Here is a 23979-nt window from a genome sequence, read left to right on the forward strand (position 1 = left end):
CCTTATAAGCTTTACAATTTTAAAACAGGCTACTTTTGCTGCCTTTCATCAAGTAAAACAAGTAGCATCTGCTCAATATTTTTAACACTATAAGTAAGTGATCTCAGTAGCTCTTTCTCACTTTGCTCTGTTGCCTGCTGCGACGCTTTACCTTGGTTTGCCAATACATCTTTTTGCTCAAGTATCGCCTCTCTAAACTCACTCGCATTAACTACACCAAGCAAAGACACTAAAGCACCATTTCCTGACTGCCCAGCTGTTTCAAAGCTTAAACGATATAATCCAAAAATTCGCATGAGCGGCCCTTGGCTTAACCCTACATCTGTTATTTTTTCAAGCGGAATAGATTTTTCTTCTTTAAATAATATGCCACGTTTAACTACCAATTTTTGTGGTAATAAGTCAGCAGACATAGCTGCGAGTATTCGCCCGCCCACTAGCCATACAATCGCCAAGACAATGGGTAATAACGGAATAGTCACCAGCGCTAGTACACTAAAAAAAGCGGCCATTAGCATCCAGTATTGCTGAACCTTCGGGTCGAAAGATGCACTTTTTAAAATATGTTTTGTCATTGTTTTAATCCTTTATCTATATAACTAAAAATACACTCTGCAAGCTTCAATAATCTCTACTCAATCTTACAAGCTAATAACAACTTTTATAGCAAGAGCGATAAATACGACTCCCAGTATTTTATCAAGCCACGGGTTTTGTTTGGTAAATCCAAAGCGGTTTTTTGAAACCTCAGTCAGTAACGCCACCAGTAAATACCAGCCGGTATCAATTACAAACACGGTTAAACACATAATTATGCCCACACTTAAAGTAAGTAGCTGAGGGTCAATAAACTGCGAAAACAACGCTAAAAAGAAAATAGCGAGTTTTGGATTTAAAAACGCAATGGCAAAGCCATCTTGTAATGCTTTAGCTGAACTTACCTCACTTTTATGTACTTCAAGTTCGTCATTACTTGGTTTTGCTAGCAATATTTTTATACCTAAATACGCCAAATAGGCCGCACCTAAGTAAACGAGTATTTGATAAACTGTTGGAAACTGCGTCATTAAAGCGCCTAACCCTAATAACGATGCACCGGCATACAAGCCAACGCCAGTGCCATGACTGAGTGCGGCAAGCATACCATTTTTCATACTGCCGTTAAGTGAGTGCTTTAAAACCACCGCCAAACTTGGCCCTGGCGACATTGCGCCCATCATGCAAATAGCCGCTAGGCTTAACCATACTGAAACTGTCATTTAAAGCTCGTCAGTTTCAATAAGTAACGTATAGCCGTGCACTTGCCCATAAAAACCTGCCAATGGCACTGCGTTTAACACTTTCCAACCATCTTGGTTTAATTCCTGTATGCGATCATTCAGTGCGGCTATATCTACCCCACCCAAAAAACGGGTCTTTCTAAATTCGATTACTTTTTGCATTTTAATCCTTGAGTATCTTATAACGTGTATTCAAAATCGTAGTAGTGAATCCCTTGCTCAATACGTATTTTCATACTGCCCGTTAACCCTTCTAGCTCATTAGTGCCAGAGTCGGGAATTACATTTAAAATTAGGCTGTCTTGGCCTTTATCCATAGTACCAAAATGCTGTAATACAAAGCTGCCTTTTTTACCTTCAAGCTCGCCTATTACTTGCTCTATGGCAACATAACCGGCACTGCCTTGTGTAGGAGTCATGGCGCTTAGCATTTCGCCTTGGCTGGTGGCATTTAAGCTACCTTTAAATGTTTTATCTATCGACATACGCCCTAAATTAACGCCGTTTTGGCCGCTTGCGTAGCCTTCAATTGGGGCTAGATTTACATTAAATTCTCCACTTACGGTTGCAGTAGTCATAACGTTTCCTTATTGATGCTAATGTTTAAAAGTATTGATTTTTATTATCTTAGTGCCATATCTATACCTTAACCTTTAAAAAGAATCCACTATGTCAAAAACAAGCCCTAAGCCCGAAAAAGCCGCTTTTAGTAGTTTATTACCTATTTTTGCGTTTATTAAACCGTATAAATGGATGGTAGTGGCGGCGCTTGCTGCCCTTTTAGTCACCGCTGGTGTTAACTTATCATTAGGTCAAGGGGTTAAGTTTGTCATAGATCATGGCTTTATAGCTGGCTCCCAAGCGCAGCTACAACAAGCTGTATTGGTGCTTATTGGTTTAATTAGTTTATTGGCCGTAGGCACGTTTAGCCGCTTTTATTTAATGTCGTGGATTGGCGAGCGAGTCAGTAACGATATTCGCAAAGCCGTGTTTAATCGCATTGTTACTTTGCACCCAAGCTACTTTGAAGAAAACCGCAGTGGCGAGCTTATGTCGCGTTTAACAACCGACACAACATTACTGCAATCAATTATTGGTTCATCATTTTCTATGGCGTTGCGCAGTGTACTTATGCTGGTTGGTGGACTTGCTATGCTGTTGTTTACTAATTTAAAACTTACTTTAGTGGTTGTTGCTTGTGTGCCGTTGGTACTTGTTCCTATGATGATATTTGGTAAAAAGGTGCGCAAACTTGCAAGCTCCAGCCAAGATGCCATAGCCGATATAAGCACCTATGCCGGCGAGATCATTCAAAATATTAAAGTTGTGCAAAGCTATAGCCACGAAGAGCAAGAGCAGCACGCTTTTGCACTTGAAACCGAAAAAGCCTTTAATGTGGCTAAAAGCCGCATTAAGCAACGTTCGTTTTTAATTGCAGCGGTAATATTTTTAACTTTTAGCGCTATTAGCGCAATGCTGTGGGTCGGCGGCAGCGACGTATTAGCAGGTACCATGACTGGCGGTGAGCTAGGAGCCTTTGTGTTTTACGCTATTATGGTAGCAATGTCGGTGGCAACCGTTGCTGAAGTATATGGCGAACTACAACGCGCAGCAGGCGCAGCTGCAAGATTACTTGAGTTACTTGCTGTTAAAAGTGAGATAGAAAACCCACTAAATCCACAAGATAGTTACTTACTAAAAAATAGTAACAGCCCTGCTATTACGCTTGAGAATATAAGCTTTAACTACCCTTCTCGCCCAGACGTAAGCGCACTTAATAAAATAAGTTTAAATATACTTCAAGGCCAAACTGTGGCTATTGTTGGCCCTTCTGGCGCAGGTAAAACAACCTTATTTGAATTACTACAGCGCTTTTACGATCCGGCTAGCGGAGCCATTAAATTTAAAGATATAAACATTAAAGAATTATCGCTTAATACCCTCAGAGGTAAAATGGGTATGGTCGCGCAAAACCCTATCTTGTTTAGCTCCGATGTAATGCATAACATTCGCTACGGCAACCCAAAAGCAAGTGACGAGCAAGTATATGCCGCTGCCAAACATGCTCATGCAGATGAATTTATTAAACAATTACCGCAAGGTTATAACAGTTTTTTAGGTGAGCAAGGTGTGCGGTTATCGGGTGGGCAAAAGCAACGTATTGTGCTTGCGCGTGCCATACTAAAAGACCCTGAAATACTCCTTCTTGATGAAGCCACCAGCGCACTCGATGCTCAAAGTGAGCACCATGTACAAGCAGCGCTTGAGCATTTAATGCAAAACCGCACCACGCTTATTATTGCCCATAGACTAGCAACGGTTAAACATGCCGATGTGATTGTGGTAATGGAAAATGGAGAGATTATAGCAACGGGTACCCACCAAGAATTAGTAGCAAGTAACCCGTTGTATCAAAAACTGTGTGAATTACAGTTTAATAAAGACTAATTATTCTTCAGTGTTTGGTACTATTTGAATTTCTACACGGCGGTTTTGAGCACGGCCATTTGCACTATCGTTAGTCGCAATTGGACGTGTTTCGCCATAACCCATAGTACTTACACGCTCAGCCATGATTTGCTGGTTCACTAAGTAGTTTTTAACGCTTTGAGCACGTTCACGCGATAGGTTCATGTTGTAGCTGTCTTTACCTGTGCTATCTGTGTGGCCTTCAATACTTAGGTACGTTTTTTCGTATTTGTTCATCACTTTAGCAATAGCATCTAAGGTATCGTTAAAGCCAGACGAAATATAAGATTGGTCGGTCGCAAACGTAATATTAGATGGCATAACTAAACGCAAGTTATCTCCTTCACGTACAACTTCAACACCAGAGCCTGCAAGTTCATCACGAAATGCTTCTTCTTGCTTATCCATGTAGTTACCCACTGCAGCGCCAGCTAGTGCGCCGATAGCAGCGCCTATAAAAATACGCTTATCTTTATGGTTACTTGTTGCTTTACCTAATACGCCACCCGCTGCTGCGCCAATAGCCGCACCTTTGCCGGTGTTATTCATTTCACAACCAGAAAGTAATACAGCTACTACGGTTACGCTTAAAAGTGATTTAGTTAAAGTCATGGTGATACCCTATTCATTAAGAATTTAGCAAGAGTATGCAAATACATGTATGAACAAACTATGAAGAGAGTGTTAAAAGCAGCGCATCTTGCATGATTGTTAAACAGACCTCAAACTAATGTGCCGTTTTAATAAAAATGTCATACTACGCTGTGACAATTTAATGAATTTTACAAAGGATATTGGCGCAATGTTAATTGCTATTTTTAGACAATTTTTTTTACTAGGGTGCATGAGTTTTGGTGGCCCCGCTGCGCATTTAGGCTATTTTAAGCGCCACTTTGTAGACTCGTTAAATTGGCTAACTAACACGCGTTACGCACAACTTATTAGTTTAAGCCAAGCATTACCAGGGCCAGGCTCTAGCCAAGTTAGTTTTGCTATTGGTGTTGAGCGTGCAGGAGTACTGGGTGGTATAGCTGCTTTTGTAGGCTTTACCTTGCCTTCGTTTTTAATAATGGTGCTGCTTGCGGCTAGTGCCCATCAGTTTGACGCTGTTTACTTTGCAATTATTGCAGGCTTAAAGTTATTTGCCGTTGTTATAGTCGCTGATGCAACACTTAGTATGGCTAAAAGCTTTTGTACAAGTGGTGCGCTTAAGTTACTTGCGATAATGAGTACACTTGCCTTGGTGTTATTTCCAATGATGGGAACTCAAATAGCGATTTTAATCACTGCTGCAACAGTAGGTGCTATATGGCCTTTATTAAAACTTGGCACAGTAGCAGACGATGTTAGCAGTAAAAACAGTAATATTAATTGGATTGCACTGGGGTTATTTGCGCTCTTACTTGGGGTTAGCTTTATTCCACTAGGGCATGAGTTTGCTTTGTTTACCCCTTTTTACCAAGCGGGTGCAATGGTGTTTGGCGGCGGACACGTAGTACTGCCGGTACTTCAAGCTGGCGTACCAGCATTGAGTGATGATCAGTTTTTAAGTGCTTACGCGAGTGCACAGGCAGTGCCAGGGCCAATGTTTACTATTGCTACTTACTTAGGCGCACAACTTACTACTGAGCAACCTTTAGTGGGTGCCCTTATAGCTACACTGCTTATATTTATGCCTGGTTTTTTACTTATACTCGCATTCCAAAAGAGCTGGATTAATTTGGCAAGTAAGCCACGTTTTGCAAGTTCAATAGCGGCGCTTAATGCAGCGGTAGTCGGTTTTTTAGCGGCCGCATTGTATTCACCAATTTGGACATCGGCTGTGCATAACCTTTGGCAGGTTGCGTTAGTAATAATTACATTTGCATGGCTGCGATTTAAAAAGCCACCTATTTGGTGGCTCTTAGCTTTATTTATTGCTGTGGGTCTTTTGCAGCACTATTTGCCATCACTCTAAATGTTGGCTTATCTGTTTGTTGCTCGTTAGGAGGGCTTAATTGCCCACTAACACTTTGATATGCCCTAAGCCCAAACACTGGCAATACTGCAAGTAAATGGTCCATTATTTCGGCTTGTAGATGCTCGTACGAAATCCAGCGTTTGTCTTCACTAAAGCAATAAAACTCAATCGGTAACCCGTGGTTCATTGGTTGTAGCTCTCGTACCATTAACGTAAGCGACGTATTAATTTTACTGTGCTGCTTTAAATAGCCCTCAGCATAACGACGAAACAGCCCTAAATTAGAAACTTGAGCGGGTAATGTCGTCACTCGGATATAGTCATGAAGCGGAATAGCCGCATCTATTTGCTTTCTAAATTCATCACTTACTAAACAAATACTGTGCATATCTATATTAAGTGAACGTTTAATACGTCTACCGCCCGACTCTTGCATACCGCGCCAGTTTTTAAACGAACCCGCAACTAGCATATAAGTTGGAATAGTTGTAATGGTGTTATCCCAGTTACGTACCTTTACAGTGTTTAAACCCAAATCAATTACTTCGCCATCGGCGCCATAGTTTTCTACTTGAATCCAATCACCATAGGTTACTAGGCGATTTGCTGCGATTTGAATACTAGCTACAAAGCCTAAAATAGTGTCTTTAAATACTAATAACGTAACAGCTGCAATAGCACCAAAGCCAGAGAGAATATAAGTGGGTGACTTCTCAAGGAAAATACTTACAATTAAAATAGCACACACAATAAAGGTGATTAGCTTAACAACCTGAATTAAGCCCTGAATAGGGACTTCGCGTGCAAACTCCAATTGGTTATAAATAGAACCCGCAATACTTACAATACTGCTAAAAATAAAACCTACATGAATAATTAGTATGGCTTGGCCAACCGTTTTCAAAATTTCAGCGGTCAGCTCATTAACCGGATAAACACTGTCAAAGGTCGCCAAAAATAATACGCAGCAAAGCATACCTGCAATACGTCTATTAAGCTTATTAAGCATAGGCGACAACGAACCAATACGTTGAGGCGAAAGCTTAGTTACCACTTTTTGAATGCCTGGTAACATTAACCTACGAGTAAATAAGTAAACAATTAATAAAGAAAAAATCCCTATTGAAACTGCGGTAATAGAACTAAGAAAATCCGCATCGGGTACTTTTTCAAACCAAGGAGCGATTAACTCCTGTAGGTGGGTGTTGGTCATAGTGTTTCAATTTCCTTACTGATTTGTGGTTCAGGTAAATCTTGTTGAGCATAAATATCGGCAAGCTGCTGATCTTTCGCAACCCATAGCTCATTCACATAATGTTGAAAATTAGCTTTAAATACGTCATCGGTTTGATAGCTGCCCTGCATATTGTCATTAATGGGCGTTACGTCTATTGAAACATAAATAGAATCTAGCTCGCCTTTGAGTAAGTTCCGACAAACGTGATCTGTTTTACCGCTATACACTAAACTTGTATTTAGCATGGCATCAAATTGGTTGGCTAGCACTTCAAGCGCAAAAGCAATGCCACCCGCTTTGGGTTTTAATAAGTGCTTAAAAGGACTTTGCTGCAGATTATGCTTAGCTGGCGTAAAGCGTGTGCCTTCAACAAAATTAACGATGGTAGTAGGATAGTGACGAAAATTGCGACAGCTGCGCTTTGTGCGCTCTACATCCAACCCTTTCAACTTTGGGTTTTTAGCAAGCTGTGCTTTGCTTACCCGTTTCATAAACGGCATACCCATAGCCCACGCACTAGTACCAATAAAAGGCACGTATTTTAATTCATCTTTTAAAAAAAACTTAGGGGCTGGCAATGCATGTAATGAGCTAAGCACGGTTATATCTAACCAACTCGTGTGATTACATATAAGTAAATACCAACTTTTTGAATTTAAATCGCCACTTTTATCAACCACAATATTAGGACAACCTAGCCACAAGCCAAACCGATTGCCATTACACCACCCTCGATAAGCGCTGTGCAATAAAGAGTTAACAACAGACAAAGGCAGTAATAACTTAATAAGCCCTAGTACAAATACTAGTGAGCCAAAAAGCATTACATTAGAAAACAATACGCAGCCCACAATTAAGCCGTTAAGCCAATTTGGTAACCACTTTTTTAGCATAACTGTAAGCTCATATTTTTGCCTTTTATTTGGGGTGTTTTTCGAGCGATTGTAATGTTTGCTCTTTATTTTCCCATAAACGATTTAGCTCGCTTTGAAAGCGTACTCTAAATTCAGAATCGCCGGTGTAGTCACCAATAAGCTCTTCGCTTACAGGCCTTACATCCACGTGTACGTTGATATTTTTTACCTTACCACCTGCAAAATCCATGAATGTAGGAATCCCATCAGGGTAATGAATTGTAACGTTAACCACTTTAGTAATTTGCTCGCCCATCGCTTGCATTACAAAAGCAATACCGCCCGCTTTTGGTTTTAATAAATGTGGAAACGGGCTATTTTGGCGCGCGTGCTTTTGTGTAGTAAAACGAGTGCCTTCTACAAAGTTAACCACACTTACTGGCATCTCTTTAAATTTTTCGCAGGCTTTACGCGTGGTTTCTAAGTCTTTGCCACGCAGCTTTGGATTCTTTTTTAATTGGCTTTTACTCGTGCGGGTCATAAACGGAAAATCAAGCGCCCACCAACACAAACCTAGAATAGGCACGTAAATAAGCTCTTTTTTCAAAAAGAAGTTTAAAAATGGAATTTTACGGTTAAACACGCGCTGCAATACTAAAATATCGACCCAGCTTTGGTGATTTGCAATTACTAGGTACCAATCCTTTAGCTTAAGGTCTTCAAGGCCAGTTACATTAAGTTTAGTTGGCGTAAATAACTTTTGATTTAAGCTATTAAAGGTCACCCAAATTGTTGCAAATTGCTTTGCAGCCCAGCTCATAATCTTTTGTAGAGGCTTAATAGGTATAAGCTTTATAAGCCCACAAATAAAAATAGGCACAAACCAAAAAAGTGTGTTTATTGTGTAAAAAATAATACTAAATACACCGCGAATAACTGACATTACTTCCATTCCTTTAAACATTGCGCAGCCACTAATACTGCGCTTTCAGTTGCTTACAAATTAATCTTCAAAATAGGTATAGCCTTCAAGGCCTGCATTAAGCTCAGCTAAGTAACCTTCTTTACACTGCGCTGATACATCAAGCTTATTAACTTGGTACGCAAAGTTGTCAGCTAAAATGGCGCTATCATAGTCAACAAACTTTAATACATCCTTAACGCTATCACCTTTTATAGCATTGGTTAACACATAACCTTCATCGTTAAGCTCTACATGCACAGAATCAGTGTCACCAAATAGGTTATGTAAATCGCCTAAAATTTCTTGATATGCACCCACCATAAACATCGCAATATGGTATTGCTCGCCATGTTTATATTCTGGAATGGGTAAGCTAGTTTCGATACCAGCACCTTCAACGTATTCACGGATTTGCCCGTCAGAGTCACAGGTAATATCTTGAATAATCGCGCGCTGAGTCAATGGTTGAGTTAAGTTTTCGATTGGCATAACCGGAAACAACTGCTGAATACCCCATACATCAGGCAATGACTGAAATAATGAAAAGTTAACAAAGAGTTTATCGGCAAGCTTTTCGTTTAAATCGTCGAGGACTTCACGGTGCGCGCGCGCATTATTACTAAGCGATGCACGTACACGATGTAAAATAGTAAAGTAAAGCTGCTCTATTTTCGCCCACTCTAGCATGCTTACTAAGCCATGCACGTACTGATCGTGCGCTTCGCTAAATAAGTGCATAGCGTCGTGATAAATCTCAAGTGCCATACGCGGGTTTAAACGCTGTAAACACTGCCACATTTCATCAAGCACTAACGCGCTATTTTCAAGCGGTGGCTCTGGATTTAAATGATTGGGCGCTTTTTCTACGTCAATTACATCGGTAATTAATACCGCATGGTGAGCGGTTAAAGCGCGCCCCGATTCGGTGATAATGGCCGGATGCGTAAGGTTATGCTGATCGCACACCTCTGCAAATGCATTCACTACATTACGCGCGTACTCTTCTACGGTGTAGTTCATTGAACACGCACTGCGTGAGCCAGAGCCCTCGTAATCAACGCCTAAGCCGCCACCCACATCAACGGTATTTAACGGTACATTTAATTGCGTAAGCTCAGCAAAGTGGCGTGCACATTCACGCAAAGCACGGTGAATATCACGAATGTTGGCAATTTGAGAACCAATATGAAAATGCACCATTTGCATTAAGTGCAGCTTATTATGCTTTTTAAGCACTTCAACTGCACTTAGTACTTGGCCTGCCGTTAAACCAAACTTGCCTTTTTCGCCGCCCGTGTTTTGCCACTTGCCTTTGCCTACTGAGTTTAGGCGAATACGAATACCAATAGCAGGTTCTATGCCTAGGTTGTCTATTTCTTCAAGTAGTGTGGTTAGTTCTGAAAGCTTCTCTACCACAATTTTTACGCTGTGGCCCATTGCTTGACCAATACACGCTAGGCGTAAAAACTCACTGTCTTTATAGCCGTTACACACAATAGTAATTGGCTCTTTTGCTACGCCCAAAATAGCCATAAGTTCTGGCTTTGAGCCTGCTTCTAGGCCAACAAGCCCGCTTGGATGCGCTAATAGCTTACTTACTACAGAACGTTGCTGATTTACTTTTATTGGGTAAACACAGGTGTATTTTCCGTTATATTCACGATTTGCTCGCGCTTGCGTAAACGCGTTAGTAAGTGTGTCTACACGATTTTTTAAAATATCAGTAAAGCGTACTAAAACCGGCAACGTTAAACCTTGTTGCTTAAACTGCTCAGTTAATTGCGTTAAAGAAATGGCCGGTTTTGTTTGGTCGCCATCTGGGTAAGCCACCAGTTCGCCTTGTGCGTTAATATCAAAATAACCATCACTCCAATGAGCAACGTTATAAGTGGCGCGTGCTGTTTCTAAACCCCAGGTCATGGCAACTCTTCTTTAGTCAATTAGGTATAAAGGCGCATTTTAATACGTCACTATCCACTAGGCTAACAAAAATTGAACTTTCACTCACTCCTAACTAACTTTATTCGTCAAATCAGTTAAAATGTCATTGAGCAAAACGCCAAGCACTGGCAGAATTGCCCCTTTTTCATACTCAACCTAAAAAGTGTAATAGTAACTATGGCAAATTTAGATCAAAGTAAGTGGTTTACTGAAATTAGCGACCGCGATGGCAGCGCATTTTCATTACGTATTAATAAAAAGTTAGATGAAAAACAGTCTCCTTTTCAAAAGGTAGAAATGTTTGAAACCACAGACTTTGGTAATTTAATGATCATCGACGGGTGTACTATGGTAACAACCCGCGAAAACTTCTTTTATCATGAGATGATCAGCCACCCTGCACTTTTAGCGCACCCAAACCCTAAAAACGTCGTTATCATTGGCGGCGGCGACTGCGGTACTTTACGCGAAGTATTAAAACACCCAGGCGTAGAAACTGTAACGCAAATAGATATCGACGAAGTAGTAACGCAAATGTCGTTAAAATACTTCCCAGAGCTTTGTGAATCTAACAACGACGCCCGTGCAACGGTTATGTTTGACGACGGTATTAAATACATGCGCGAAGCCGCTGGCGAATCTATCGACGTGGTTATTGTTGATGGCACCGATCCGGTGGGTCCAGGTGAAGGTTTATTTAATCATGCGTTTTACACAAGCTGTTTAGATGCACTGCGCCCAGGTGGTATTTTAGTGCAACAAAGCGAATCACCTCTTATGCATATGCCATTATTAGTTGAAATGCGCGAAGCAATGCTAAGCGTAGGCTTTAACGATTTACAAACACTGCCATTCCCGCAACCAATTTACCCAAGCGGTTTATGGTCGGTAACACTTGCACGTAAATCACAAGCATTTGACGGTTTTAGAGAAGACGGCGCAGCACAAATAGCTGAGCAAAGTGAATACTACAACAGCGGTATTCATCATGGTGCACTCGCTACACCTAACTACATGAAACGCGCTTTTGATAAAAAATAATACTAATTCACTTTAGGCTTTGTTGACTTCTCAAGGTTAAAATTGCATTAAAAAAGGGACTTTTAAAGTCCCTTTTTATTTTTATAATGACGATTCAAACTGAACTTGAGCTGGCAAACAACATAAGTACAGTTATATTTCAAAACCTTAAAGAGCTATCTAACCAAATAATCAGTTTATTTAAACTTTAAATCGATGCACTAAGTGATTTAGCTCATCAGTCAATTGTTCCATTTTTTTAGATACATCCTCAGTAGTTCGAGCAAGCGCCCCCCCTTCTAAAGTTTGATCGTTTAATGATGATAGGTTTTGACTTATTTCATCTGCAACCGTTGTCTGCTCTTCAGTCGCTTGCGCTGTTTGCATCGCCATATCATTTACTTTAGTAGACGAGCTTTGCATTGCATTAAGCACATCATTAGTTTGACTAAACGAACCAACCGCATCATCTGCAAATTGCTTACCTTCATCTATCGCTTTAATTGATTGTTCTACGCTCGTTGCAAATTGCTCTATCATTTTTTGAATATCGTTTGTGCTTACTTGCGTGCGTGTAGCCAATGTTCTTACTTCATCTGCTACCACAGCAAAACCTCTGCCATATTCACCAGCTCGCGCGGCTTCAATAGCAGCATTAAGCGCCAGCAGATTTGTTTGCTCTGCAATTGCACGAATAACCTCAAGTACTTTGGCAATGTTATCAGAACTTTGTTGTAGCTCTGTAGAGCGCGCCATAGCTTGCTCCATATTTTGCGACAAAGAAATAATACGAGAACTAGAGTGCGCAACCGCTGTTAGTCCTTGCTGAGCTAAATTTAACGATTTATCAGCTTCTGTTGATGATTGCTGAGCAACACCTGCAACTTCTCTACTTGCTACACTCATCTCATGCACTGCACTTACTATTGACTCAGAGGCTTGGCTGAGCGTTTGATTTACAGCATTGTTTTTATTTGCAACCTGACTTAACTCACCTCCTAATTCACTTAGTTCTTTTGATTGCTCTAAAATATCGCGAATTAATTGCTGTAAGTTGTCGAGAAAACGATTGAACTGCGTTGCAAGTTCAGAAAATTCATCTTTAGACGTTATAACGATCCTGCCAGTTAAATCGCCATCACCAGAGGCTATATCGTTAATACGAGAAGTTACATAGTTAATTTGCTGTGTTAATTGCTTAGGAATAAGGTAACTAAACCAACACGCCACTAATAAAATTAATATGACAAAAATAAGCATAGTTAACTTAGTTGAAGCAATTGTGTCTGATAGTTTTTGAACTTCTTCAACCGATGTTTGCTCTGCTAATTCACCAGCTTGATCAAGCGTAGCTCTTAATTCGTCAAATGCTTTTTCTGATTGAGACTGTTTTTTTAGATTTGTTTTATCATTCATATAGGCCAGTGAAGCGTTTAACCAAGTATTATAAGCACCATCAAAACCGCGAAGCCCATTTATAGCTTTTGGATAATCCGATAACAAAGTTAAGTACTGCTCTAACCTTTGTGTTACTTGCTCGGCATTTTCTTTATGCTTTTGCAAATAAGCTTCTTTATTGTCGTTATGTGCGACTAAATTTAACTCCGCAACCTTTGCTTGATACAAATCCCTGTCGGCACTCAAAGCAAGAGACACAGCCTTAATAAATTTATCGGATTGCACATCTAATGCATTTTTTTGTAAGTTAATTAAGTATGAATACCCAATAATTAACGACAAGATAGCAATACCTAAAATAACAATAGGAAAAGAGACTTTGACGCGGATACTATTCAAATTCATTAATTACTCCAAAAAAAAACATATTTAATACCTACCTTTTTGATAATAAATCTAGTTTATAAAACCTAAAATCGCCATTGAGCGTTTAGCATTATTTGCTGCTGCGAGATTCGTTCATTAAATCCAATTGGCTCTCTATTTTTTGCAACACTTTTAAGTGCAGAACCTTCAACCCCTATTTGTAGTTTATTAGTGAGCTGGTAGCGCCATGTTGCGGTTAAACCTTCCCCATTGCTTGCATTAGGATCAAACGCAGTAGTGTCGTTATCTGTCACTTTAAAGTAATCGTAGCGTACAGAAACTCGATGCTTGCCTTCTTTATGGCTTAACATTAAATAATGGCTGTAAAAGGCATTATCTATTAAAGCATTAGCGCCCATTTCGGTTTTACCATTAAGTACCTGTGCTATAAAGCGGGTTTTATTATTAAACTTATAAAGCCAAGCGGCGCTTGTAAAGCGAGTATCCCAAGCATACTGCCCTGTACTAATATTAAGTGTGGTTGGGTCACCGTTATTGTTGTAATAATAAATTCGAAATTGTGATTTTTTTAAGTAATCCCAGTGTACGCCAGCGTAATAGCCAAAACGTCCGTCTACTTCTTCAAACGGTAAAACCTGATTAGCTTGCCAGCGTAATTCATACGTATTTAATGCCGCTACAGGCGCAAATTTAACACTTTCGTTAAATGTAGTTTGCCTATCGTGTAATGCAAAACCACGCCAAGCAAGTAAAGTACCGGCAGGGTCATTGCCTTTAAATGTAGCACCTACAAAACTAAAGCTATGAGCGCTGTTAAAACGTTTTGCTGGGCGCTTAATAGTTACCTCTGCGCCAACAGTGCGTACTTCCTCGCCTATCCAGCTATTAATAGCTGAGTTTGTATAGTTATAAGGAGAAGTCCATCCTATATCAGGGTTTTCAAGCGACATAAGTGGATAAAAGCCCCCTACACGCACATGCCATTTATAGTTGCTGTTAGATAGCGGCTGATACTTTATATAAGCTTGCGTAAAACCAAGGCCAACGTCAGGATCTTGATTCGCATTTAACACGCCGTGAGCCGACCAGCTAGATGCTAAATCAACATTAAAATCTAAAATACCTTGCGATAGAATAAGCTCATCACTTTTAGTATCGTGCCGATATAGCCCAAGGCCGCCCTCTTGGAAGCTACGTGTATTATCACCCTGCACGGCTCTAATTTGTATTAAGCCTTTTACTTGTGCATACAACACATTACTAAAACATAAAGCACCGGCTACAAGTGCCAGTCTCATTAGCCTATTAATAATCATCAAATTCATCCGTAGCAAAATCAATTTGCTCCGCTATTTCCTGCTTTACTTTATAAATGATAGGGTTGGTAGCCACAGTAATAGTTTGAGATTCAATCTTACTAATATCGCTAAACCCAGAATGCCAAACACTTAACGTGTATTCGCCTGCATTGGCATTTAAATCTACATGTCCATTTTCATCAGTGATTGCAAAAATAGTACTATCTACCACCACTATATAACCTAACATCCAATCATGAATATTACAGCCAAGCTCAACAACACCGGTTTGTTCAAAAGTAATGGGCGCTTTTGGGTGCTCCTTATATAGCTTTAATTCAAATGTTTTAGCTTTAGAAAATGAATAAACATGATGCATGATTGAGTCCGCATTCGGAAACTCTACCTTTGCATTTTGTGGGACAACTAAAATACGCGGCTTAAATTCTCGATTTTGCTGGGTCATCACATAAGGTGCTTCTGGAGGAATAACGCTAGAGGCATCTCCTGCAGTTAGCCATACAACAGCATTAGGTAATGGGCCATTATTAGCATTTTTAATTGTAATATTTGCTGCAAAAACTCCAGTACTAGCACTTAGTAAAAATACACAAAGTAAGCTTTTTATCATTTTCTTGTCGCTATTATCAATTTGTTTACATTATAGACCGATTAAACCACTAAATTCTTTCTATTTTTTAAAACATTGAATACGTATGTAGGCAGTCGTATTAATCATCAACAGTCATTATCCTTAAATGTCACCACCGACTCATCTAAGGACACACCATGAGAATACCAGCACTTGTGCTTTTAGCCTTTGCTAGTAATAGCTACGGACAAACCGTAGAGCTAAAATCGCCAGACACACAAATAACAGTAAGCATCTCTGACGAAAACAACACGCCAAGCTACGCAATAAAATTTAAAAACAAAGCGGTTATAAACAAATCTTTACTGGGGTTTGAATTTAAAACACAAGCAGCTTTTAGCGATGGCTTTAAAATTAAAAGCATTGAACAACAAAGCGTTAACTCGCAGTGGCAACAACCCTGGGGCGAACGCCAAAACGTTGTTGACGAATATAACGAAGTAGCCGTTACCTTTACAAAAAACGAGCCAAATAAAGGTACCTACACTATTCGATTTAAAGCATTTGATAGTGGTGTAGGTTTTAGATACGAAGTGCCACAACAAACCGGCTTCGAACATACAGAAATAACCAAAGAGCTGACTGAGTTTGCAATAAACAATAGCCATGATGCAACAGCATGGTGGATACCTGCTCGTGGCTGGAACCGCTACGAATATGTTTACAACACTACTCCACTTAACGAAGCTCCACTAGCTCACACACCATTTACGTTTAAAACAAGTGACGGTACTCATATTAGTATTCATGAAGCCGCTCTTGTTGATTACGCGGGTATGGTGCTTAATCAGCGCCGTCCAGGCACATTTACAGCAGACTTAACCCCTTGGTCAGATGGTGTTGCCGTTAAAAAACAAGGTGCTTTTAAAACACCATGGCGCACCATTCAAATAGCCGACAGCGCTGTTGGCCTAGTTAATTCAGATATAATACTAAATTTAAACGAGCCTAATAAACTCGGTGACGTGTCGTGGGTTAAACCTGGCAAATACGTCGGTATTTGGTGGGGTATGCATATAAACACGCAAACTTGGGGTAGCGGTAAAAAACACGGCGCCACTACGCAAACCACAAAATACTATATGGATTTTGCAGCGCAGTATGGTTTTGATGGCGTACTCGTTGAAGGCTGGAATATTGGCTGGGATGGCGATTGGTACTTTAATGGCGATGTATTTAACTTTACCAAACCGTACGATGATTTTGATATAGCAGCGCTGACTCAATACGGCAAAGAAAAAGGCGTACAGCTCATTGGCCATCACGAAACATCAGGCAATGTAAGCAACTACCGAGACCAAATGGAAGATGCCTTTACACTTTACGAAAAATCAAACGTCAGCCAAGTAAAAACAGGTTATGTAGCCGATGGCGGAAATATAAAACGTATAGACAAAAACGGTATTGCGCGCCATGAATGGCATGACGGCCAATTTATGGTTAACGAATACCTTCATAACGTAAAGCTTGCGGCTAAACATAAAATTAGCATCAATACTCACGAGCCAATTAAAGATACAGGCCTGCGCCGTACTTACCCAAACTGGATCGCGCGCGAAGGTGCACGCGGGCAAGAATATAATGCATGGGGTTCGCCTCCTAACCCACCAGAACACGTACCAATGCTTGCCTTTACCCGCATGCTCTCTGGCCCTATGGACTTTACGCCAGGTATTTTTGATATGAGCTTTAATGGTTTAGGAGGCGATACAAACCGCCCACAAACTACACTTGCCAAACAACTTGCACTTTATGTTGTGTTGTATAGCCCAATTCAAATGGCTGCCGACTTACCTAAAAACTATTTGGCTAAGCCCGACGCATTTCAATTTATTCAAGACGTACCAACAGATTGGCAGCAAAGTATTGCCCTTGATGGCGAAGTAGGCGACTTTATTGTATTTGCCCGTAAAGAACGTAAAAGCACTAAATACTCAGGAAATGATTGGTACCTAGGTGCTGTTACTGACGAGAAAGCTAGAACTATTGAGGTGAAACTCGACTTTTTAGAGCAAGGCAAGAAGTTTGAAGCACAAATTTATAAAGATGGTAAAAACGCAGAGTGGAAAAACAATCCGTACGATATAGCTATCGAAAAACGTATTGTGACTACAAACGATAAACTTACGCTTAAACTGGCCACCAGTGGCGGTACTGCTATTCGCTTTAAAGCACTTTAATACAATAAAACCCCTGCATTTATTGTACAGGGGTTGATACCTTGATTGGCAAATATACTTGTGCACTTAAACCGCCTTCTGGGCGGTTTTCTAGTTTTACTTTACCGTCGTGCATATCAACAATGCGTTTAATAATGGCAAGGCCTAAGCCACTACCTTCACTGCCACGTGCAGCATCGCCTTGCTTAAAGGGCTCAAACACAGACTCTAATTCGTTTTCAGGGATCCCAGGACCACTATCGTTTACAGCGATAACTACATATTTTTTGTTTGAATTAAAGTAACTAAGTACTTCAATATCGCCCTCAGAATAACGCAGCGCATTACCAATCATGTTGGTAATTACACGTTTAATAGCCACAGAGCTTAAGGGTATATTGCCTATATTTGGATTACTTTTAAACGTAATAGTACGTTGATGCTGAAGCTCAGAATTTACAACCTCGGCAACTAAAGCATTTATATCTTCGCAACTTAGCTCTTCACGTTTATGGTGGCGTAAATACTCAATAAACTGATCGATAATCCCGTTCATATCTTCTATATCGTAAATAATACCTTCACGAAGATAGTCGTCTTCATCAACCATCATTTCGGTGGCTAAACGGATACGCGTAAGCGGCGTACGTAAATCATGCGATACACCAGCCATTAGTAAACGGCGGTCGTTTTCAAGTGCGGCAATTCCGCGCGACATTTGATTAAACGCGCGCGTTACTTCTATTACTTCTGTTGAGCCTTCTTCTTCTAATTTGGTAGAAAAATCGCCTTTACCTACTTTTACTGCAGCTTGTTGCAGTGCTTTTAATGGCCTATTAAGGTGCCTTGCAAACAACCACCCACCCAGCACACTTAAAAAGCCAATACTTGATAAGTAAAAAGTTAAAAACTCTAAGTTATTCTCTTTAAAACCTTTAAGCGGTACTTTTACCCAATAACCTGGCGCTTGCGGTGCTTCAACCCAATAAATCAATGGATCAGTTTGGCTAATACGTACACGAGAATAACCACCAAGTTGCTCAGTCATGCTACGCGATAGCATAGAATATTCGCGGCTTTGCCCAAGTCCTTGACGCATTGCTTCGCGCTGCGTCATTACTTCAATGCCGGTAATTTCAAAAAACTTCGCAGATACTTCGTCGTTTATTTCAACGCCATCTTCCCAGTCAATAAATACCGTTTTAATTTGTTTAGCAAGCATCAAGTTAACTTGCTCAATAGTTGGTTTTACAACATAAAAACTAACCGTAACATAAGACACTATTTGATTTATTAGCAACAAAGCCGCCACTAAAAAAACAGTTTGCCCAAAAGCACTGCGCGGAAACATGCCCATAAATATTACTTTTCACCGTCGGGAACAAACACATACCCCAAACCCCAAACGGTTTGAATATATCGAGGATTAGCAGCATCTACTTCAATCATGCGGCGAAGTCGCGACACTTGCACATCAATACTTCGCTCAAGCGCACTGTAATCACGTCCACGCGCCAAGTTCATTAGCTTATCGCGGCTAAGTGGCTCACGCGGATGCAAAACAAGCGCTTTAAGCACTGCAAACTCACCACTGGTAAGCGATATTGTTTTATCCCCTTCACTCATTTCGCGCGTTGCTAAATTAAGGGTGAATTTACCAAAAGCGATTAAGTTTTCTTCAGCAGCAGGAGCACCTGGCACTTCTTTTGCGCGGCGGCGTAAAATTGCTTTTATGCGAGCAAGTAGCTCACGTGGATTAAATGGTTTTGGAATGTAATCGTCAGCGCCAAGTTCAAGACCAATAATACGGTCTACTTCGTCGCCCTTTGCAGTAAGCATAACAATAGGAATTTCATTTTCTTTTTGGCGTAGGCGGCGGCAAATAGATAAGCCATCTTCGCCTGGGAGCATTAAATCGAGAACCATTAAGTGAAAGTTTTCGCGCTCTAGGAGTCTATCCATTTGCTCCGAGTTTCCTGCGGTTCTAACAATAAAGCCTTGCTCTACTAAGTAACGTTCAAGCAAACTGCGTAAGCGCATATCGTCATCAACAACTAATACTTTTGTGGTCTCGTGTCCCATAATCTCTTTCTTATTTTTATATCCAATTACTAGTTAATATAAATGAAAAACTTAATAATCAAAAACTAATTACTTGCTTAGATTGTTACTGAACATTTCAAAACTTCCTTACTCGTACTTTATTACATTTTACGCTCGACAAATTTTGGCAAATTTAATAACGTGCACACCATTAGAGTTAATAAAGAATTCACCATGAAAACAAATTTAGTTACCCGCGAAGGTTACTTGCAATTACAACAAGAACACGATCAACTATGGAACGTAAAACGCCCAGAAGTAACAAAAATAGTTAGCTGGGCAGCCAGCCTCGGAGATCGCTCTGAGAACGCAGACTATCAATATAACAAGCGATTGCTGCGCCAAATTGACCGCCGAGTACGCTACTTACGCAAACGCATACCAGATTTAAAAATTATTGACTACTCTCCGGTGCAAGATGGAAAAGTATTTTTTGGTGCATGGGTTGAAATTGAAAACGAAGAAGGTGAAGTTAAAAAGTTCAGAATTGTAGGTCCTGATGAAATTTACGACCGTAAAGATTACATATCAATAGACTCACCTATGGCGCGTGCGTTGATTAAAAAACAAGTGGACGACGAATTTGAAGTGACCACTCCTCAGGGAAAAAAGCAGTGGTATGTAAACAGTATCGATTACCAAAAAAAGAAATAAAAAGTTTTGATTCAGATCATGTTAACTTTTGATTGTGTAAATTAAAGCAATAAGCTATAACTGAATTATTCAAGTTGATTTGTTCAATTTGAAAGCAGTTAATTAAGGTCGTGATTATGTCAAACATAGTACAGCGCATATTTAGTAATGCCGTATTGTTTGCACTTTTAATGAGTGTAAGTTTGACGCTGCATGCCAGCAACACTGACGTAAACCTTGATAACGCTAAACTATCTAATCACTTTATTACTTGTGATATTCCTGACCAAGCAAACCTCGATTTTGACGTGGACTCTCACGTTAACACTATTACCTTTAGGTCGCCTCAACCACTTCCTAATGTCGTAGATTCTTTTTATAAGAGCACTAATCTAAACAGACCTTTTAGCACTGCATACCAACGCGGACCACCTAGCTATTTAATTTAATTCATTATTTTACAACTTAATTAAATTTTATAACTACTAAGGTGACTACTATGTCTAACTTTAAAGAATTACGTACCCAAAATATTTCTCATGGCGTTATTGCTAGCACATTTGCAGATGATCAACCATTAATCGATTTATCTTCTCCAGCGCTAAAAATGGTGAATAACTTTACTCAAAAAACACCTATTCGTGCAGAGCATGGAACAACGATTACAGAGGCACTTAAACAAGTAAGTGCACAACAATCTGACTTTGTTTTAGTAACAGACGAACACCAAAAATTAATTGGCCTAGTTTCTAGCGCCGATTTACAAAGCTCTAAAATTACTATTATTGCAGAGCGCTTAAATATGCAACGAAGCGAAGTAAGCTTACGTGACATTATGACACCAGTTAGCCGCCTTACAGGTGTAAGTATGCAAAGCTTAAGCTACGCATGCATTGGTGATGCGCTGCAAACGATGGAGCATCAGGGCACAATGTTTTTATTAGTTACAACAGCGAGTAACGAAATTTGTGGTTTAATTTCAGCTCGCCAAATAGCTAAAACATTACATATTCCTGTACATATCTCACCTATTGCTCACTCTTTCAGTGAGGTATTAGAAAACATTGAGCACCCTCACTAGGGCGCTCTTTTAGTTGAATTGATTTGCTCCCGACCCAACCATCTTAAAGCAAGTAAAATAGCTTGCTTTAAGAGCTTTTCATTACTACCTCCTGTGATATTATTCAAGCAATTAACAGCGCCAGTAACACGCTTCTGGTCTTATTTTATTGTATAAAAAGGTTTTTGCATGAGCGATATCTCTGCACGTTTAGCCGGTGAGTTAAACGCACAGCAGCAACAGGTTGTTGCTGCAACAAAGTTACTTGATGAAGGCGCAACTGTTCCTTTTATTGCCCGCTACAGAAAAGAAGTTACAGGCGGCCTAGACGACACCCAACTACGCCTTTTAGAGCAGCGTTTATCGTATTTACGTGAACTAGAAGAGCGCCGTAGTTTTATTTTATCGACAATCGAATCGCAAAATAAATTAACGCCAGAGCTAAGTGCCGATATAACCAATGCACAAAGTAAAACAGAACTTGAAGATTTATACCTACCATATAAAGCTAAGCGCCGCACTAAAGGCCAAATAGCAATTGAAGCTGGTTTAGAGCCTCTTGCAGATGCACTATTTAAAGATGCTAACCTTGACCCAGAGCAACAAGCGGAACAGTTTGTAAGTGCTGAAAAAGGTTTTGCAGATACAAAAGCGGTACTTGAAGGCGCTAAATTCATCTTAATGGAACGCTTTGCTGAAGACGCAAAATTACTTGCTAAATTTAGAAGCCACATTAGCCAAAATGGCGCAATTGAAAGTACTGTGATTAAAGGCCAAGAGCAAGCCGGTGCAAAATACCGTGATTACTTTGAGCATCAAGAACTTCTTAAAAAAGTACCTTCTCACCGTGCGCTTGCAATGCTTAGAGCTCGAAATGAAGGTGTACTTCAGTTAAATATAAACCCTGAACCTAGTGCTGAAAATTCAGCACAATTATGTGCAAACATGATTGCTGAGCATTACCGTTTAGATATTAAATATAAAGCGGCAAGTCCTTGGTTATTAAACGTTGTTCAATGGGCGTGGAAAGTTAAGCTAGGGTTACACCTAGAGAATGAGTTTTTTGCAGCAATGCGCGAAAAAGCAGAAGCCGGTGCAATAGATGTATTTGCTAAAAACTTAAAAGATTTATTAATGGCTGCACCTGCAGGCCCTCGTACTACTTTAGGTCTTGATCCAGGCCTTCGTACTGGCTGTAAGATTGCCGTTGTTGATAGCACAGGTAAATTACTAGCTACACAAACTATTTTCCCTCATGCACCACAAAATCATTGGGATAAATCAGTGCGTACGTTAGAGCAACTTTGCCGTCAGCATAAAGTTGAGCTAATTGCGATTGGTAACGGTACTGCATCACGCGAATCAGATAAGTTGGTTGCTGAGCTTATCAAAGCAAACAGCGAACTTAAACTTAGTAAAATTATGGTTAGCGAAGCAGGTGCATCGGTTTACTCAGCTTCTGAATTTGCAGCTAATGAATTTCCAGATTTAGATGTTTCTATACGAGGGGCTGTCTCTATTGCACGCCGCCTTCAAGATCCTCTTGCTGAACTTGTTAAAATTGAGCCAAAATCAATTGGTGTTGGCCAATACCAACATGATGTATCGCAAAGCCAATTAGGCCAGAGCCTTACTTCAGTAGTTGAAGACTGTGTAAACTCAGTAGGCGTAGATTTAAACATGGCCTCGGTACCCTTACTTACACGCGTATCTGGCTTAAACAAAACATTAGCGCAAAATATCGTTAATTATCGCGATGCTAACGGCACATTTACTAAACGTAGTGAGCTTAAAAAGGTTGAGCGTTTAGGGCCAAAAGCATTTGAACAAGCGGCTGGTTTTTTACGTATTAACAATGGTAGCGATCCACTAGATAACTCATCAGTACACCCTGAAGCTTATCCTGTTGTTAAACGCATTTGTGAACGCAATAGCTTAGATGTCAGTAACCTAATTGGTAACAGCGACTTTTTAACTAAACTTGCTGCTAACGATTACACTGACGAAAAGTTTGGCTTACCAACCGTTACCGACATTATTACTGAGCTTGATAAACCTGGTCGAGATCCTAGACCTGAATTTAAAACAGCTGAGTTTAAAGCCGGTGTTGAAAAAATTAGTGACCTAAAACCAGGTATGATTTTAGAAGGCGTGGTTTCAAACGTTGCTAATTTTGGTGCGTTTGTTGATGTAGGTGTTCACCAAGATGGTTTAGTGCATATTTCAGCAATCACGAATAAATTTATATCAGATCCGCGTGAAGTTGTTAAAGCTGGTGATATTGTAAAGGTTAAAGTTGTTGAAGTAGACGCTGCACGTAAACGCATAAGCTTTACTATGCGCTTAGATGACGATATTGACACAAGTAATAAGTCAGCAGCTCCAGCTACGCAAAAGCCACAAGCACGTGCTAATAATTCGCAACCTCGCGCTGCAAAGCCTAAACGTGACAACGGTAATGCGTTAATGGGCAATGCATTTGCCGATGCGTTCGCTAATGCTAAAGTAAAAAAATAATACTTGTACAACTAAGCTAAAACGAAAAAAACCGCGTAAGCGGTTTT

The 23979-nt window shown here is 40.1% G+C and carries 22 protein-coding genes; 8 read left to right on the plus strand and 14 right to left on the minus strand.

Annotated elements, in window-relative coordinates:
- Positions 1-29: 29 nt before the first annotated feature.
- The 4 genes from H5157_RS16145 to H5157_RS16160 form a co-directional block, all read right to left on the minus strand.
- Complete coding sequence (locus tag H5157_RS16145) at positions 30-575, minus strand: PH domain-containing protein (RefSeq protein ID WP_182716547.1); 546 nt, start codon at positions 573-575, stop codon at positions 30-32.
- A 66-nt stretch (positions 576-641) separates the two neighbouring features.
- Positions 642-1259 (minus strand): LysE family translocator, encoded by a 618-nt coding sequence (locus H5157_RS16150; protein WP_182725067.1) that lies wholly within the window; start codon positions 1257-1259, stop codon positions 642-644.
- Complete coding sequence (locus H5157_RS16155) at positions 1260-1442, minus strand: hypothetical protein (RefSeq protein ID WP_058547909.1); 183 nt, start codon at positions 1440-1442, stop codon at positions 1260-1262.
- A 17-nt stretch (positions 1443-1459) separates the two neighbouring features.
- Complete coding sequence (locus tag H5157_RS16160; protein WP_002959535.1) at positions 1460-1858, minus strand: DUF3224 domain-containing protein; 399 nt, start codon at positions 1856-1858, stop codon at positions 1460-1462.
- Between the two features lie 91 nt (positions 1859-1949).
- Between H5157_RS16160 and H5157_RS16165 the strand changes: the two genes are divergently transcribed.
- Positions 1950-3728 (plus strand): ABC transporter transmembrane domain-containing protein, encoded by a 1779-nt coding sequence (locus H5157_RS16165; RefSeq protein ID WP_182725068.1) that lies wholly within the window; start codon positions 1950-1952, stop codon positions 3726-3728.
- On the opposite strand, the gene H5157_RS16170 is transcribed toward H5157_RS16165, so the two are convergent.
- Positions 3729-4361 carry an OmpA family protein gene (locus H5157_RS16170; RefSeq protein WP_002959537.1) on the minus strand — a complete coding sequence of 211 codons (633 nt, stop codon included), beginning with the start codon at positions 4359-4361 and terminating at the stop codon, positions 3729-3731.
- Between the two features lie 190 nt (positions 4362-4551).
- Here H5157_RS16170 and chrA point away from each other — a divergent pair, with 190 nt between their 5' ends.
- Positions 4552-5706 (plus strand): chromate efflux transporter, encoded by a 1155-nt coding sequence (gene chrA, locus H5157_RS16175; protein WP_182725092.1) that lies wholly within the window; start codon positions 4552-4554, stop codon positions 5704-5706.
- Here the strand turns inward: chrA and H5157_RS16180 are convergent.
- From H5157_RS16180 to speA, 4 genes are read right to left on the minus strand one after another with little or no spacing between them, the layout of a single operon-like run.
- Positions 5663-6922 (minus strand): mechanosensitive ion channel family protein, encoded by a 1260-nt coding sequence (locus H5157_RS16180; RefSeq protein WP_002959539.1) that lies wholly within the window; start codon positions 6920-6922, stop codon positions 5663-5665. The two genes, chrA and H5157_RS16180, sit on opposite strands and share 44 nt — an antisense overlap.
- The gene (locus H5157_RS16185) at positions 6919-7839 is read right to left on the minus strand and encodes an acetyltransferase (protein WP_182725069.1); all 921 of its coding nucleotides are present in this window, start codon (positions 7837-7839) and stop codon (positions 6919-6921) included. The genes H5157_RS16180 and H5157_RS16185 overlap by 4 nt, the downstream gene beginning before the upstream one ends.
- Positions 7840-7864: 25 nt before the next feature.
- Positions 7865-8743: an acyltransferase gene (locus tag H5157_RS16190; protein WP_182682750.1), complete on the minus strand. Its 879-nt coding sequence runs from the start codon at positions 8741-8743 to the stop codon at positions 7865-7867.
- A gap of 60 nt (positions 8744-8803) precedes the next feature.
- The gene (gene speA, locus H5157_RS16195; protein ID WP_002959544.1) at positions 8804-10684 is read right to left on the minus strand and encodes a biosynthetic arginine decarboxylase; all 1881 of its coding nucleotides are present in this window, start codon (positions 10682-10684) and stop codon (positions 8804-8806) included.
- Positions 10685-10882: 198 nt separating this feature from the next.
- Here speA and speE point away from each other — a divergent pair, with 198 nt between their 5' ends.
- Positions 10883-11746, plus strand: a complete 864-nt coding sequence (gene speE, locus H5157_RS16200) for a polyamine aminopropyltransferase (protein ID WP_008138747.1) — start codon at positions 10883-10885, stop codon at positions 11744-11746.
- Positions 11747-11926: 180 nt separating this feature from the next.
- Here the strand turns inward: speE and H5157_RS16205 are convergent, their stop codons facing one another.
- The 3 genes from H5157_RS16205 to H5157_RS16215 form a co-directional block, all read right to left on the minus strand.
- Positions 11927-13528 carry a methyl-accepting chemotaxis protein gene (locus H5157_RS16205; RefSeq protein ID WP_182725070.1) on the minus strand — a complete coding sequence of 534 codons (1602 nt, stop codon included), beginning with the start codon at positions 13526-13528 and terminating at the stop codon, positions 11927-11929.
- A 65-nt stretch (positions 13529-13593) separates the two neighbouring features.
- Entirely contained in the window at positions 13594-14826 is a 1233-nt protein-coding gene (locus tag H5157_RS16210; protein ID WP_182725071.1) for a hypothetical protein, read from the minus strand.
- Entirely contained in the window at positions 14816-15439 is a 624-nt protein-coding gene (locus tag H5157_RS16215) for a methylamine utilization protein (RefSeq protein WP_182725072.1), read from the minus strand. Before H5157_RS16215 ends, H5157_RS16210 begins: the two co-directional genes overlap by 11 nt.
- Positions 15440-15597: 158 nt before the next feature.
- On the opposite strand from H5157_RS16215, the gene H5157_RS16220 reads away from it, so the two are divergent.
- The gene (locus tag H5157_RS16220; protein ID WP_182725073.1) at positions 15598-17640 is read left to right on the plus strand and encodes a glycoside hydrolase family 97 protein; all 2043 of its coding nucleotides are present in this window, start codon (positions 15598-15600) and stop codon (positions 17638-17640) included.
- 19 nt (positions 17641-17659) lie between these two features.
- On the opposite strand, the gene envZ is transcribed toward H5157_RS16220, so the two are convergent.
- Positions 17660-18976 (minus strand): two-component system sensor histidine kinase EnvZ, encoded by a 1317-nt coding sequence (envZ, locus tag H5157_RS16225; RefSeq protein WP_182716557.1) that lies wholly within the window; start codon positions 18974-18976, stop codon positions 17660-17662.
- A 5-nt stretch (positions 18977-18981) separates the two neighbouring features.
- On the minus strand, positions 18982-19701 hold the full coding sequence (ompR, locus tag H5157_RS16230) for a two-component system response regulator OmpR (protein ID WP_182694450.1): 720 nt from the start codon (positions 19699-19701) through the stop codon (positions 18982-18984).
- Between the two features lie 195 nt (positions 19702-19896).
- Between ompR and greB the strand changes: the two genes are divergently transcribed.
- The 4 genes from greB to H5157_RS16250 all read left to right on the plus strand — a co-directional run bounded on the left by greB (position 19897) and on the right by H5157_RS16250 (position 23932).
- Positions 19897-20376 carry a transcription elongation factor GreB gene (gene greB / locus H5157_RS16235; RefSeq protein WP_002959554.1) on the plus strand — a complete coding sequence of 160 codons (480 nt, stop codon included), beginning with the start codon at positions 19897-19899 and terminating at the stop codon, positions 20374-20376.
- 116 nt (positions 20377-20492) lie between these two features.
- Positions 20493-20804: a hypothetical protein gene (locus tag H5157_RS16240; protein WP_033020846.1), complete on the plus strand. Its 312-nt coding sequence runs from the start codon at positions 20493-20495 to the stop codon at positions 20802-20804.
- A gap of 50 nt (positions 20805-20854) precedes the next feature.
- Positions 20855-21436, plus strand: coding sequence for a CBS domain-containing protein (locus H5157_RS16245; protein WP_182694446.1), 582 nt, complete (start codon positions 20855-20857; stop codon positions 21434-21436).
- Between the two features lie 168 nt (positions 21437-21604).
- Positions 21605-23932: a Tex family protein gene (locus H5157_RS16250; RefSeq protein ID WP_182725074.1), complete on the plus strand. Its 2328-nt coding sequence runs from the start codon at positions 21605-21607 to the stop codon at positions 23930-23932.
- Positions 23933-23979: the final 47 nt, after the last annotated feature.

The sequence above is a fragment of the Pseudoalteromonas sp. SG43-3 genome, from assembly GCF_014164385.1.
Taxonomy (GTDB): domain Bacteria; phylum Pseudomonadota; class Gammaproteobacteria; order Enterobacterales; family Alteromonadaceae; genus Pseudoalteromonas; species Pseudoalteromonas distincta.

What these genes read in the sequence shown, in the direction of transcription:
- ompR (WP_182694450.1), bottom strand. Translation starts at nt 19,701, where the DNA reads ATGGGACACGAGACCACAAAAGTATTAGTTGTTGATGACGATATGCGC.
- H5157_RS16180 (WP_002959539.1), bottom strand. Translation starts at nt 6,922, where the DNA reads ATGACCAACACCCACCTACAGGAGTTAATCGCTCCTTGGTTTGAAAAA.
- greB (WP_002959554.1), top strand. Translation starts at nt 19,897, where the DNA reads ATGAAAACAAATTTAGTTACCCGCGAAGGTTACTTGCAATTACAACAA.
- H5157_RS16155 (WP_058547909.1), bottom strand. Translation starts at nt 1,442, where the DNA reads ATGCAAAAAGTAATCGAATTTAGAAAGACCCGTTTTTTGGGTGGGGTA.
- H5157_RS16150 (WP_182725067.1), bottom strand. Translation starts at nt 1,259, where the DNA reads ATGACAGTTTCAGTATGGTTAAGCCTAGCGGCTATTTGCATGATGGGC.
- H5157_RS16145 (WP_182716547.1), bottom strand. Translation starts at nt 575, where the DNA reads ATGACAAAACATATTTTAAAAAGTGCATCTTTCGACCCGAAGGTTCAG.
- chrA (WP_182725092.1), top strand. Translation starts at nt 4,552, where the DNA reads ATGTTAATTGCTATTTTTAGACAATTTTTTTTACTAGGGTGCATGAGT.
- H5157_RS16245 (WP_182694446.1), top strand. Translation starts at nt 20,855, where the DNA reads ATGTCTAACTTTAAAGAATTACGTACCCAAAATATTTCTCATGGCGTT.
- envZ (WP_182716557.1), bottom strand. Translation starts at nt 18,976, where the DNA reads ATGGGCATGTTTCCGCGCAGTGCTTTTGGGCAAACTGTTTTTTTAGTG.
- H5157_RS16240 (WP_033020846.1), top strand. Translation starts at nt 20,493, where the DNA reads ATGTCAAACATAGTACAGCGCATATTTAGTAATGCCGTATTGTTTGCA.
- speE (WP_008138747.1), top strand. Translation starts at nt 10,883, where the DNA reads ATGGCAAATTTAGATCAAAGTAAGTGGTTTACTGAAATTAGCGACCGC.
- H5157_RS16210 (WP_182725071.1), bottom strand. Translation starts at nt 14,826, where the DNA reads ATGATTATTAATAGGCTAATGAGACTGGCACTTGTAGCCGGTGCTTTA.
- H5157_RS16165 (WP_182725068.1), top strand. Translation starts at nt 1,950, where the DNA reads ATGTCAAAAACAAGCCCTAAGCCCGAAAAAGCCGCTTTTAGTAGTTTA.
- speA (WP_002959544.1), bottom strand. Translation starts at nt 10,684, where the DNA reads ATGACCTGGGGTTTAGAAACAGCACGCGCCACTTATAACGTTGCTCAT.
- H5157_RS16250 (WP_182725074.1), top strand. Translation starts at nt 21,605, where the DNA reads ATGAGCGATATCTCTGCACGTTTAGCCGGTGAGTTAAACGCACAGCAG.
- H5157_RS16170 (WP_002959537.1), bottom strand. Translation starts at nt 4,361, where the DNA reads ATGACTTTAACTAAATCACTTTTAAGCGTAACCGTAGTAGCTGTATTA.
- H5157_RS16220 (WP_182725073.1), top strand. Translation starts at nt 15,598, where the DNA reads ATGAGAATACCAGCACTTGTGCTTTTAGCCTTTGCTAGTAATAGCTAC.
- H5157_RS16215 (WP_182725072.1), bottom strand. Translation starts at nt 15,439, where the DNA reads ATGATAAAAAGCTTACTTTGTGTATTTTTACTAAGTGCTAGTACTGGA.
- H5157_RS16190 (WP_182682750.1), bottom strand. Translation starts at nt 8,743, where the DNA reads ATGTCAGTTATTCGCGGTGTATTTAGTATTATTTTTTACACAATAAAC.
- H5157_RS16185 (WP_182725069.1), bottom strand. Translation starts at nt 7,839, where the DNA reads ATGCTAAAAAAGTGGTTACCAAATTGGCTTAACGGCTTAATTGTGGGC.
- H5157_RS16160 (WP_002959535.1), bottom strand. Translation starts at nt 1,858, where the DNA reads ATGACTACTGCAACCGTAAGTGGAGAATTTAATGTAAATCTAGCCCCA.
- H5157_RS16205 (WP_182725070.1), bottom strand. Translation starts at nt 13,528, where the DNA reads ATGAATTTGAATAGTATCCGCGTCAAAGTCTCTTTTCCTATTGTTATT.